8 protein-coding genes are annotated in these 11,858 nt (G+C 76.1%); 3 read left to right on the top strand and 5 right to left on the bottom strand.

Translation table 11 applies throughout. The features are described from left to right. Positions 1–58: 58 nt before the first annotated feature. The 3 genes from ACFZBX_RS03590 to ACFZBX_RS03580 all read right to left on the bottom strand — a co-directional run bounded on the left by ACFZBX_RS03590 (position 59) and on the right by ACFZBX_RS03580 (position 7,339). Positions 59–1,051 (bottom strand): ABC transporter ATP-binding protein, encoded by a 993-nt coding sequence (locus ACFZBX_RS03590; protein WP_391531298.1) that lies wholly within the window; start codon positions 1,049–1,051, stop codon positions 59–61. A gap of 100 nt (positions 1,052–1,151) precedes the next feature. After that, positions 1,152–3,983 carry a hypothetical protein gene (locus tag ACFZBX_RS03585; RefSeq protein WP_391531297.1) on the bottom strand — a complete coding sequence of 944 codons (2,832 nt, stop codon included), beginning with the start codon at positions 3,981–3,983 and terminating at the stop codon, positions 1,152–1,154. Then, positions 3,980–7,339: an FtsX-like permease family protein gene (locus tag ACFZBX_RS03580; RefSeq protein ID WP_391531296.1), complete on the bottom strand. Its 3,360-nt coding sequence runs from the start codon at positions 7,337–7,339 to the stop codon at positions 3,980–3,982. Before ACFZBX_RS03580 ends, ACFZBX_RS03585 begins: the two co-directional genes overlap by 4 nt. A gap of 332 nt (positions 7,340–7,671) precedes the next feature. On the opposite strand from ACFZBX_RS03580, the gene ACFZBX_RS03575 reads away from it, so the two are divergent. Beyond that, positions 7,672–8,388 carry an ABC transporter ATP-binding protein gene (locus ACFZBX_RS03575; protein ID WP_391531295.1) on the top strand — a complete coding sequence of 239 codons (717 nt, stop codon included), beginning with the start codon at positions 7,672–7,674 and terminating at the stop codon, positions 8,386–8,388. A gap of 130 nt (positions 8,389–8,518) precedes the next feature. Beyond that, the gene (locus tag ACFZBX_RS03570; RefSeq protein WP_391531294.1) at positions 8,519–8,845 is read left to right on the top strand and encodes a putative quinol monooxygenase; all 327 of its coding nucleotides are present in this window, start codon (positions 8,519–8,521) and stop codon (positions 8,843–8,845) included. Positions 8,846–8,936: 91 nt separating this feature from the next. On the opposite strand, the gene ACFZBX_RS03565 is transcribed toward ACFZBX_RS03570, so the two are convergent. Together ACFZBX_RS03565 and ACFZBX_RS03560 are read right to left on the bottom strand one after the other, a co-directional pair. After that, positions 8,937–9,857: a CAP domain-containing protein gene (locus tag ACFZBX_RS03565; protein WP_391531293.1), complete on the bottom strand. Its 921-nt coding sequence runs from the start codon at positions 9,855–9,857 to the stop codon at positions 8,937–8,939. A gap of 82 nt (positions 9,858–9,939) precedes the next feature. Next, a complete protein-coding gene (locus tag ACFZBX_RS03560) occupies positions 9,940–10,890 on the bottom strand; it encodes a DUF5996 family protein (protein ID WP_391531292.1) in 951 nt (316 codons plus the stop codon). A 152-nt stretch (positions 10,891–11,042) separates the two neighbouring features. On the opposite strand from ACFZBX_RS03560, the gene ACFZBX_RS03555 reads away from it, so the two are divergent. After that, the gene (locus tag ACFZBX_RS03555; protein WP_391531291.1) at positions 11,043–11,270 is read left to right on the top strand and encodes a hypothetical protein; all 228 of its coding nucleotides are present in this window, start codon (positions 11,043–11,045) and stop codon (positions 11,268–11,270) included. The last annotated feature ends 588 nt before the right edge of the window (positions 11,271–11,858 follow it).

The following is an 11,858-nucleotide window of genomic DNA, read 5'->3' as shown; positions in this document are numbered from 1 at the left end:
GTTCCGGTCCAGTATCCCAGCCCCGGAGCGTCCGGCGGCCGGCGGCCGGCCGCGCCCGTCAGTGCCCGTCGAGGTCGTCCGGGCGCACCGCGATGTGGTCGGGGGCGAGCTCGACGGCGACCCGGTGCTCCATCCCGAGCGCCTCCAGGAACTTGGCCGGGAGCTGGACGCGGCCGGTGCGGTCCAGCATCACGTACTCGGTCTCGTTCACCGACTCCTCGCCGTGCTCGTCGGTGAGGGTTCGGCGGAGCACCTCGCTGCTGGTGCGGCCGTCGCGGATGGCGACGGTGCGGCGGACCTCGCCGGCCACCATCGGGTCGTGGGTGACGATGACGACGGTCGCGCCCAGGTCGCGGTTGACGGTGCGGAAGGCCTCGAAGATGCTCGCCCCGGTCTCCGAGTCCAGCTCGCCGGTGGGCTCGTCGGCGAGCAGCACCGGCGGGTTGTTGGCCATGGCGACGGCGATGGCGACGCGTTGCTGCTGGCCGCCGGACATCTCGCTCGGCCGGCGGCAGGCGAGTTCGCCGATCTCCAGGGCCTCCAGCAGCTCGGCCACCCTGGCCGCCTGCTGACGGGCCCCGCCGTGCGTCTTCCGGCCGCGCAGCTGCATCGGCAGGGCGATGTTCTCGGCGGCGGTGAGGAAGGGCAGCAGGTTGCGGGCGGTCTGCTGCCAGATGAAGCCGACCACCTCGCGGCGGTAGCGCAGCCGCTCGCGCGGGGACATCTCCAGCAGGTCGCAGCCGGCCACGGTGGCGGTGCCGGCGGTCGGCACGTCCAGCCCGGCGAGGATGGTCAGCAGGGTGGACTTGCCGCTGCCGGAGGCGCCGACCAGCGCGACCAGGTCGCCCTGCCGGATGGTCAGTTCGAGGCCTTGCAGGGCCTGCACCTCGACGCCCTGGGCGCTGAAGATGCGCACCAGCCGGTCGCAGACGATGGCGGCGTCCGCGCCGTGGGCGGCCCTGGGGCCGGCCGCGGCGGCGCGCGCCCGTTCCTGGAGTTCCTGGAAGGTGGGGGCCTGGGCGGTCCGCTGGTCCTGGGCGCTGCCGTTCACCGCGGCTCTCCTCTCGTCGGCGATGGGGTGCTGGGGTCGGGGTCGGGGCTGGGGTCCGGACCCGGGTCGGTCGCGGGCGGGCGCGTGGTCACCGGGGGTCTCATCGCTGGTCCCCCGCGCGCAGTTCGGTGGTGATCTGGCGGCGCCCCGCGATGAGCGCCTCGGCGACGATGCCGGCCGAGACGAGCGCGGCGAGGCCGACCGTCGGCAGCAGGACCGCCGGGACGGAGACCGGCAGGCCGGGCGCGATGTCCGCGCCGACCAGGATCGACAGGTCGAAGGACGGGCCGAGCAGGGCGACCGCGCCGAGGGCGACGAGGCCGCCGCCGACGGCCGCGACGAGGGTCTGCGGCAGCGTCTCGACCAGGATGAGGGTCAGGCCCTGCCGGGGGCGCAGCCCCATGGTGCGCAGCCGGGCGAGCAGCGCGGTGCGCTCGGGCGCGGCCCTGACCAGGGTGAGCAGGACGGCGAGCAGGGCGAGCGAGCCCGCGCCGAGGACGGCGGTCCAGAACAGCCGCCCGGCGGACCGCTGGAGCGGGTCGTCGCCGAGTTCGGCGGTGACGCCGACGCTGGTGCGCACGGTGTAGCCGGCGGGCAGCGCGTCCGGGCCGGCCGCGGCGGCCTCGGCATCGCGCTCGGTGCCGGTGGCGATCTTCTCGCGCACCAGCTTCCGCAGCTCGCCCTCGTCGGCGGAGCCGGTGGCCAGCCAGAGGTTGGCGCGGTCGAGTTCGGGGGCGACGGCGATCGCCGGGGCGGCCGGCAGGACGACGAACAGCCGACCGTCGCCCTGGAGCGCGGGGGTGCTGTCGACGGTGCCGGCGTTGCCGACGAGCAGTTCGCCGCCGTTCGGCAGCCGCAGGCGGTGGTTGGCGCCCGGGCCGAGCCGCTCGGCGAGTTCGGTGGAGAGCAGGGCCGGCACGGGCGCGTCCGGCCCGCCGGTGCCGCCCGACAGCGCGGCCGGGTCGAAGGCGCCGCGCCCGAGCGAGCGGGAGATCTCCGCGTAGGCCGTGGGGTCGGCGACGACGGCGAAGACCCGCACGGCGCCGCTGCCGCCGAGCACGAACACCTCGGTGTCGGCCCAGATCCGGGCGGAGGCCCGCACGCCGGGCAGGGCGCCCGCGGCGTCGGCGAAGCCGGACGACACGGCGACGCCGACCGGGACGACCACGGAGGCGTCGCCGCCGACGCTCAGCCGGGCGGCGCCGGTGCGCGCGGTGTCGACGGCGCCCAGGATGGTGGCGCCGAAGCCGGCGGTGGTGACGGCGAGCAGCAGTGCGAGCAGCGGCAGCACGGAGGGGCGCTGACCGCCACCGGGGCCGCCGGAGCCGCGGGCCGCGCGGGCCAGGCCGAGGAAGCCGATGGCGCCGGGGCGCCGGGCGCTCGCCCGGGCGAGGGTGCCGAGCAGCAGCGGCTGGAGGCGGGCGAGCAGCAGCCCGCCGGTGAGGGCGAGCAGCAGGGGGGCCGCGACCAGCAGCGGGTCCGCGCCCTCCCCGACGGGGGCCACTCCGCGCCGCCGGACCTCGGCCACGGCGGCGATGGTCAGGCCCAGGACGGCGAGTTCGCCGACCACGCGCCGGCGGGCGCGGCCGGGCCGGGGCCGGGACCAGAGCCTGGCGGCGCGCAGCGGGAGCGCGAGCAGGGAGAACAGGGCGACGGCGGTGGCGGCGAGCGCCGCGCCGCCCCAGCGCGGGGTGGGCAGCAGCAGGAACGCGAGCGCGGTGGCGAGGGCCGCGGCGGGCAGGACGGTGACGGCGCCCTCGGCGAGCAGGCGCCGGACGACTCCTGCCCGGGAGCCGCCGCGGGCCTGGAGCAGGCGCAGTTCGGCGATCCGCCGGTCGCCGGCGAGCGCGGCGGCCAGGCAGAGCACGACCACGCCGACCCCGGCCAGTCCGGCCGGGCCGATCGAGGACAGCGGCGCGGCGGCCTCCTGCCGGGCGGTGGCCCGCTCGAACAGCGTGGGCAGCTGGGAGGTGATCCGCAGGCCGGGGCGCTCGGTGGCGTTCGCCAGCGCGTTGGCGGTGTCGCCGGTGAGGAAGGAGGAGAGTTCCAGCCCGGTCTCGTGGAGCCGGTCGGCGCGCAGACCGTCGACGTCGACGGGCAGCCGCCAGAAGTCCTGTGCGCCGGTCTGCCAGGTCCTGATCCGGTCGAAGGCGGAGGCGTCGACGAGTCCGGCGCTGTGCCAGTAGGCGGCGGGCCGCTTGCCGCTGGTGAAGTTGAGGCAGGCCCGGTCGGGGCAGGGCAGGTCGCTCCAGTAGGGGTCGTTGAGGTCGGCGACCTCGACGATGCCGACCACCTGGGCCAGCGGCGCGGTGTCGTCGGCCGTGGCCGAGGCGGTCTTCAGGATGTCGCCGAGGTGGATGCCGACGGTCTCGGCGACGCCGCGGCTGATCGCGATCGGGACGGGCCCGTCCTTCGCGGGGGTGCCCGGCCAGTTGCCCTCGGCGAGCGTCACGTGGTCGCGCAGGCCCTGGACGTAGAGCAGGTCCATGGCCGGGTCGGCGTCGTCGGGCCTGGCCAGGCCCGGGTTGGTGAGCAGGCGCGGCTTGACGCTGCGGGCGCCGTAGACCGGTCCGCCGGGGCCGACGCCGAGCAGGCCGGTGCGCGCGGCGAGCCGGGCGGCGTCGCTGTCGAGGCGCTCGGCGTTGTCGACCGGTCCGCCGGCGTCGCCGCCGAGGTCGGCGGTGGCGAGGATGCTGGTGGCGGCCGGGCCCCGGTCGTGCAGGAAGTCGCGCAGGCCCTGGTCGGCGGTCCGGTCCAGGAGCCGGGGGAAGGCGGCCGCCAGGAAGACGGTGCCGAAGGCGAGCACGGCGGCGAGCAGCGCGGCCAGCGGGGCCGCGCGCAGCCGGGTGCGCACCCACGCCGCGGGGCGGTGGGCGGCCCCCGGTCCGGAGTCCGCGGGCCGGGGGGCCGCGGTGTCGGCCGGGCTGGTCACATCTCCTCCAGGTGCCGCAGTCGCTGGGCGACGTCGCGCCGGCGACGGCCGCCGAGCAGGGCCGAGAGCAGGGGGACGGCGGCGATCGCGGCGGCCAGCAGCACGGCGGTGCCGAGCGGCAGGTCGACGAGGGCCTCCGGGACGGGACGCCGGGCCGCCGGGGTGAGGACCACGAGCGGCACGATCAGTCGGACGATCAGGGCGCCGAGGGCGAGGCCGACGACGCTGCCGAGGCCGACCAGGAGGGCCTGTTCGGCGGCGGCGGTGCGCGTCAGGCGGCGCCTGGGGGCGCCGAGGGCCAGCAGCAGCGCGGAGTCGCGGGCCCGTTCGCCCGCGGCGGCGGCCGAGGCGGCGCCGAAGCCGATCGCGGCGAGCACGGTGGTGACGACGGCGATGGCGGCGAGCGCGTTCTGCGGGGCCGCGCTGAGCGGGTCGCCGAGCAGGTCGGCGGCGACCTCGTCGCGGAGCTGGAGTCCGGGAGTGCCGGGGGCGGCGCGCAGCGCGGCGGCCGCCTGGGCGGGGACGGGGTCGTCGGGGCCGGTGCCGGGCAGCCACCATTCGGTGGGCAGCGGGGTCTCGCGGCCGGTGGCGGCGAGCGCCCGGCCGACGGTGCCGAGGTCGACGAGCAGGGCCTTGTCGCCGACGACGGGCAGTGACTCCACCTCGCCGGTGATCCGCACCTGCACGGTGGCGAGGCCGAACGGCACCCGCACGGTCGATCCGACGCGGGAGCCGGTGGCGGCCAGGTAGCCGCGGGTGGCGACGCCGGTGACCTCGGCCTGCGGCGGGGCGCCGGCCGGGGTGATGACGGCGCGCTGGGTGCCGCGCTTGCTGATGCTGGGCGCGTAGCGCGCGCTCAGCAGCAGCCGGTCGTCGGACGGCTCGGGCCGGACGTCCACATGGGCGTTGCCCGCGGTGCCGTCGCCGGTGTTGGACCAGCCGAGGCCGGCGGGGACGGCGGCCGGCACGGCGGGGGTGGTCGCGTCGTCGGCGGCGGAGAGCCGGTGGACGGTCAGCAGGCCGCCGTCGGCGGGGCCGAAGGAGAGGGTGACTCCGATGACGGTCAGCGGCGCGGACACCGAGCTGAGCCCGCCGTCGGTGAGCACGGAGAGGTCGACGGTGGCGCGGCCGCTGCCGAAGGAAGGCACGCCGATGAGCGGGGCGACGAAGGAGACGTCGTGGCGGTCGCGCAGCAGCAGCCAGACGTCCGGGGCCCTGACCGCGGGTTCGAGTGCCTCTCCGGGCTCCGGCCGCCGGGCGTTGGGGGTGAAGGTGACCTCGGCCTCGATGCGCTGCGGCCGGCCGGGCAGCGGGATCCCGGCCGCGGCGCCGGCGGGGGCGCTGCCGGCGAGCGGGGTGAAGAGCCGCTTCGGGTCCTGTCCGTCGAGCAGGTCGGGGCGGACCGGGACGCGTTCGGCGAACGCGGCGGCGTTCAGGGCGAGGATCTGGCCGTGGCCGTTGGCGGGCAGGGACTGCTCGCCGCGGCTGACCGGGAGGATCCGGTCGCCGCCGGGCAGGGCGGCGAACCGGCTGCCCTGGCCGAGTGCGTCGGTGTGGGCGCCGTGGATGCGCAGGCCGCCGGCGGTGGCGAAGGAGGCCTGGTCCTGCTGGGAGGTGTTCCAGGTGGCGTGCTGGCCGAGCGCGAGGACGCCGGTGGAGACGCCGAGTACCAGCAGCAGGACCGGTCCGGCGGCCCGGCCGGGTTGGCGGGCGAGCTGCCAGCCGACCAGGGCCGGCCCGAGGCCGCGGCCTCGGGCGGCGATCCGGGCACCGAGGCGGGCGGCGAGCGGCAGCAGGCGCAGCGCCAGCAGGGTGCCGGCGCCCAGGGCCAGGGTGGGGGTGGCGATCAGGACCGGGTCGAGGCCGAGGCGGCCGTCCGCGTCCGGCGACAGCCCGCCGCTGTACTGGGAGAGTTGCTGGTAGGCGAGGACGGCCAGGGCGAGCAGGGCGAGGTCGGCGCCGGAGCGGGCGGCGCCGGCGGCCAGGTTCTGGCGTCGGCCGGCCCGGCGCAGTACGGCGGCGCCGGCGCCGCGCAGCAGGGCGGGTACGGCGGCGAGCAGCACGCACCCGAGGGCGCAGGCGATCGCGACGGGCCAGAGGGTCCAGCGCAGCGAGGTGTCCAGCGGGACGTGGCGCAGCGGGCCGAAGCCGCCGAGGACGCGCAGCAGTGCCGGGGCGAGCAGCGGGGCGAGCAGGGCGGCGGGCAGCGCGAGCAGCAGGGCCTCGGTGGCGGTGAAGCCGCCGAGGCGCAGGCCGGAGGCGCCGCGGGCGGCGAGCAGGGCGTTCTCGGCCTGCTGGCGGCCGGCGATGAGGTGGACGACCAGCAGCAGGGCGGCGGAGGCCAGCACGATCAGCTGGAGGGCGCCGATCAGCAGGGTGGAGCGGGCGACCAGGGCGCCGGAGTCCAGCTCCCGCAGCAGCTCGGGCAGTTCGGTGCGGGCGACCAGTCCGGCGTTCTTGTCGAGCTCGTCGCGGGCCGGGGCGATCCGGTCGCGCAGGGCGTCCACGGTGGCGGCGCCGACGCCGGTGAAGTCGGCGTCGACCAGCCAGCTGCGGCCGTTCTGCGGGATGCCGGCGGCGGTGAAGGCGGTGTCGTCGACAAGCAGCGGACCGTAGGTGGTGAAGCCGCCGACCAGGGTCTCGCGGCCCTCGACCGGGTCGAGCCGCCAGTAGAGGTCGGCGGGGTCGTTGGCCCGGTAGACGCCGGTGATCCGGACGGTGAGCGGGGCGCCGCCGTAGCGGTCGGTGAGCCGGACCTCGGCGGGGAGGGCTTCGGCGGCGAGGCCGAGGCGGGTGAGCGCGGCCTGCGGGACGGCCGCCTGGACGGCACCGGGGGTGCCGGGCGCGGCGGCGGCGGGCCAGTCGCCGGCGAGCAGGCGCACGTACTGGCGGTCGAGGGCGGCGAGGAGGGTGAGGTCGTCCTCCTTGGCGGCGCCGGGCTGCGAGGTGGGCTGGGCGGCGGGCTGCGCGGTCGGCTGCGGGCCGGCCGGGGTGCCCGGTCGACTGCCCGTCGGGGCAGTACCGGCCTCCGCCGCCGGGGCGCCCGGCAGGCCGTAGGACCGGCTGCGGGACAGGCCGCGGGTCTCGGTCGGCAGGTCGCCGAAGAGGGCGCGGGCGTACTCGCCCACCGCCGCGTCGTCCTTGTCCCGCTGCCCCAGCCCGTGCTCGGAGTTGACCACCACGGTGGTCCTCGGGTGGCCGCGGCCCTGGAGGGCCTGGCGCTGCCCGATCTCGCCGATGGTCTGCTGGAAGGCGACCAGCGCCGTCAGCACCGCCGTCGTGATCAGCACGGTGAGCAGGGCGGCGGCGGCCAGGGGCAGTCGCCCGCGCAGACGGCGCACGACGAAGCCGAGCATCCCGTTCCTCCCCCGGTCCTCATGGTGTCCGCGCGGCGTCGCCCGTTCCGGGCGGACGTTTCCCGTGCGCGGATGGGCGCCCGTCGAGGGCGCCGTCACGGTGATCACCGGCGCTTGATCACCGGATAGCGGACGATGCTGTCAGATCCGGTCTGAGAAAGGAAGGGACTTGCGCGAAGGATGAAAGTAGTGAACAAATGCTGCAAACCACGGTCGGACCGATAGTGACGGAATGTCAGGTTGACCGGCTTTCCCAGGCCATGAACACTTCAATGAATTCCCGGTGCCGCCCCGTCGGCGGGGCGCGCCGTCGCACCCAGGGGGGACACCGCATGACGCAGCAACCGGCCGGCACCGTGACCGCTCCCATGGTGGCCGTCACCGATGTCCACCGCAGTTTCGGCACCGGCGAACGGGCCGTGCACGCCCTGCGCGGTGTCTCCTTCACCATCGGCCGGGGCGAACTCACCGCCCTCAAGGGCCGCTCCGGCTCGGGCAAGACCACCCTGCTCAACCTGGTCGGCGGTCTCGACAGCCCGACCGGCGGCACCATCACCCTGGACGGCACCGAGCTCGGCGGCCTCGACGAGGACGGCCGGCTCGCCCTGCGCCGGGACCGGCTGGGCTTCGTCTTCCAGTCCTTCGGCCTGCTCCCGGTGCTCACCGCCGCCGAGAACGTCGGCGTCCCGATGCGGCTGCGCAAGGTGCCGGCCGCCCAGCGCGAGGAGCGCGCCCGCACCCTGCTGGGGCTGGTGGGCCTCGCCGACCACGCCAACCAGCGCCCCGGCGAGCTGTCCGGCGGCCAGCAGCAGCGCGTCGCCATCGCCCGGGCCCTGGCCAACGAGCCCGACCTCATCATCGCCGACGAGCCGACCGGCCAGCTGGACTCGGAGACCGGCCGCTCGATCATGGAGCTGCTGCGCGCGGTGGTGCACAGCGAGGGCGTCACCGTCCTGGTCGCCACCCACGACCCCAATCTGATGGAACTCGCCGACCGGGTGGTCGAACTGCGTGACGGCCGCGTCGTCGAGGAGGCCCCGGTCGGCTGAGGAGGCTGCTCCCCCGCTCGCCCCGTGTCGCAGAGAACCCGTCTGACCTGCGACGATGGTGGCCGTGCGCGCTGACCGGCCACCACCGACCGGGTGGCCGCGCGCACGCGTGAAAGGAAAGGCAGCCCCCATGATCTTCATCACCGTCAAGTTCGCCGTCCGCCCGGAGCGTGCCGACGGCTGGCTCGACCTCGTCGACGACTTCACCCGGGCCACCCGCGAGGAGCCCGGGAACCTCTTCTTCGAGTGGTCCCGCAGCATCGAGGACCCCAACGAGTTCGTCCTGGTCGAGGCGTTCCGCGACGGCGACGCCGGCAAGGCGCACGTGGAGTCCGTGCACTTCGTCAAGGCGATGGAGGACCTGTCCTACGCGGTGGCCGCCAAGCCGCGGATCGTCTCGATCGAGATCCCCGGCATGGACGGCTGGGCGGAGATGGGCGAGATCACCCCCCGGTGACCTCCTCGGGCCGGTCCCCGGTTCCGGCTCGCAGGGTGCTGCGGGCCGGAACCGGGGGGCCTGGCGGGCTCAGCCGGCTGGGCGATCCGGGCTAGCGGGCGCCGAAGTCGGCGTTCCAGGAGGCCGCGCCCACGTGGGAGAGGCCGACCTCGGTGTAGTCGCCGATCATGATGTTGAAGTGCAGGGAGGACCGGACCCACCCGTCGAAGGCGGCATCAATGGTGGTGGGACCGTAGAAGGCGATCTCGCCCCACCCCCGCGTCCAGTTGTAGCCGAGGCTCTTGGCGATGGCGGCCGAGTCGCAGAAGTGGCCGGAGACGTGCCGCTGGTCCATCTGGCCGGCGTTGCACTGGGCGGCCCGGGCGAGCGTCGCGTCGAGCCGCACCGGCGCCTTGCCGTACTGGGCGCGCAGCTCGTTGAGGCGCTGGAGGAAGCGCTGCTCGGCGGAGGACGGCGGGGGGACGTCGTTGACCGGCACCAGGTCGAACCGCTGGGCCGCGCCGCCGTCGCAGGTCTCGACGGTGACCTCGCGGTCCAGGCCGTGGTAGGTCAGGCAGCGGTTGTCCCGGGCGTTGTGCACGTACGTACCGCCCTCACCGGCGTTCTCCAGCGTCCACTGCTGGTTGTCGCCCGCCCACCAGTGGATGAACTGGGTGGTCCGGCCGTCGTTGAGGTCCATCTCGATCACGCGCTCGGTGCCGTTGACGGAGCGGGTGAAGTCGACCCGGCCGCCCGGCTTGTTGGAGATCCAGAACCGGGTGGAGGCGTCCTGGTAGCCGCGCGCGACGATCCGGGAGGCCTCCCCGTCCGCGGTGGCCAGCGCGTGGTGGTTCTGGTGGTCCTGGATCGTGATCAGCTGCTCGACCACGGCCGTTGCCGCGGCGTTCGGGGGCACGGCGCCGGCCGGCGCGGCGGCCAGGGCGAGGCCGCTCGCGGATATCGTGCAGGCGGCGAGCGCCAGCCTCGCCAGCCGGGCACCGGGGCCGGCGGTCCGGGCGGAGGTGTCTGACACAAGGTTCTCCTTCGGCTCGAAGGCCCGCGGCCGGTTGCGGCGGCGGGCACGAGCAGAACACCAGGAGGGTGTCGACAGACCGTCAGCGATCGGTGGACGCGCGGGCCGTCACCGGGTCGGTGACGCCGCCGGGCGAGGCCTCGCCGCCGATGTCCCAGCCGGCGAGGGCGGCCGCCGGCTGGTAGACGGACTCGTAGAAGTCGAGGACCGCGGCGCGCGGGTCCGGGCCGGCGCGCACCTCGTCGTAGTCCAGGACCGCCAGATGGCCGCCGTTCCGCTCGACCCAGCGGGCGGCGGCGGGGCGGAGCGGGTGGTCGGCGAGGCCCGCGGGTTCGGGCGCCGCGTAGGAGTAGAAGGCCGGCCTGGGGAAGGCGTCGTCGCCGAACCAGAAGCCGGCGCTGATGACCTCGCGGGAGTACGCCTCCCGGGTCACCGGGTCGACGCTCGGGGGCTGGTCGATCGCCCGGCCGGAGAAGCGGGTGACGGCGATGTCGAAGGTGTGCCAGAAGTGGTGCACCGGGCTGATCTTCCCGCAGAACCGGGCGGCGGACTCCTCCAGGACCAGGTTGACCTGCCCGAGCACCTGCCAGTAGCGGTTCACCCAGAACGGGTCGTAGGCGGCGTGCTCGGTGTCCTCGGTGAACGGCCGGCCGGCGTCCGGCAGGTCGAACGGGTGCGGGAGCGCGAGGGCCACCGGCACTCCGACCGCGGCGAGGGCGTCCAGCGTCTGCCGGTAGAACGACGCCACCGACTGCCCGGTGAGCGGGAAGGACACCGTGCGGCCGTCCGACGAGCAGACCACCAGCCGGTGGCCGACGAAGTCGAAGTCCACGCAGAACGTCCCGCCCCCGTCCCCCACGGCCATCGGCCGGGTGGTGATGCCGCGCCCGGTGAGGTAGTAGGGGACGTTCCACCAGTGGTTGCGCCGCACGCTGCGCGCCAGCCGGATCTTCCCGACGACCTGGGCGAACCGGTGCACCGTCGCCTTGGAGTCCTGCCACCGCGCGAGCGGAATCGGAGGAAACAGCTCCATGGGCCCAACGTAGGTCCGCCGGAGCGGCCCCGCACCCGGGGATGGCCGAAACCCGCCCGCGAACGGCGCGCGATCCCTACGCCGGGACCCCTCGGGGCGGGGTGCGGACCGTGGGGGTTCCGGCTGCCGCAACGCATGGGTCTGGGGGCGACGTGATCAGTGTGAGGGTTCCCGAGCGGCTGTCCGAGCGCCCTCTGGTGCTCGCGGCGGACTCCCCGGCGCGGGGTGGGGGCACGGAGCCGGCGGGCGGCGCGGAGCCGCCGCTGGAGGGGCGCGTCGTGCTCGGCGGGCCGCTGACCGCGGTGCTGACCGAGGAGTTCACAGCGGGTGACGCCGAGCTCAAGGCGTTCGTCGCGCAGGAGGCGGCGACGGCCAGCTGACGGCGGGCGCCGGCGCCGCCGCGTCCTTCCTGGACGCCCTCGACCGCGACCCATCGCCCCGGTCCTCGTCACCCACACCGGCCGCCTCGACGACGCCGCCGCCCGCCGCTTCGCGTGGCACCTCTACCGCCGCGTCGGCCCGCGCTCGGACCCGGTCCTGGAGCTGGCGGCGGCCGCGCGGCTCGCCGCCGTGGAGACGGCGGCGGAGCTGGGGGACGTCTACGGCGCGGCCCTGCGGGACGGCCTGTGCGTCCACGAGGGCCCCGCCCCGGCCCGCCGCTGACCGGTGCCCGGCCGTGCGGGCCCCGGGCCTCGGTCAGCGCAGGCTGTCCCACAGGAGCCGTTCGGCCCTGGCGGGGTCCTGGTGGACGGCGGGTGCGGTGGCGGCGGCCGCGCGGAGTCGAGCCGGAGTTCGCGGCCCGTGCCTCCCACAGCACCACCACCGTGGCCTCGATCCGCCTCCGGCTCCGACCGTGACCCGCGGACGCCTGGACCCTACGCAGATCGGCGGAGTCGGTGGACTGCCGTTCGGGCGAGCCGGTGTCCGCCCGCCGGTCGGCGGCGATTCGAAGGCCGGCACCACGGCCC

Source organism: Kitasatospora sp. NPDC008115 (assembly GCF_042957205.1).
GTDB lineage: Bacteria > Actinomycetota > Actinomycetes > Streptomycetales > Streptomycetaceae > Kitasatospora.
Note: the sequence above shows the minus strand (reverse complement) of the source record. Positions and strands in the feature narration are given on the sequence as shown.

What these genes read in the sequence shown, in the direction of transcription:
- ACFZBX_RS03580 (WP_391531296.1), bottom strand. Translation starts at nt 7,339, where the DNA reads ATGCTCGGCTTCGTCGTGCGCCGTCTGCGCGGGCGACTGCCCCTGGCC.
- ACFZBX_RS03575 (WP_391531295.1), top strand. Translation starts at nt 7,672, where the DNA reads ATGACGCAGCAACCGGCCGGCACCGTGACCGCTCCCATGGTGGCCGTC.
- ACFZBX_RS03570 (WP_391531294.1), top strand. Translation starts at nt 8,519, where the DNA reads ATGATCTTCATCACCGTCAAGTTCGCCGTCCGCCCGGAGCGTGCCGAC.
- ACFZBX_RS03560 (WP_391531292.1), bottom strand. Translation starts at nt 10,890, where the DNA reads ATGGAGCTGTTTCCTCCGATTCCGCTCGCGCGGTGGCAGGACTCCAAG.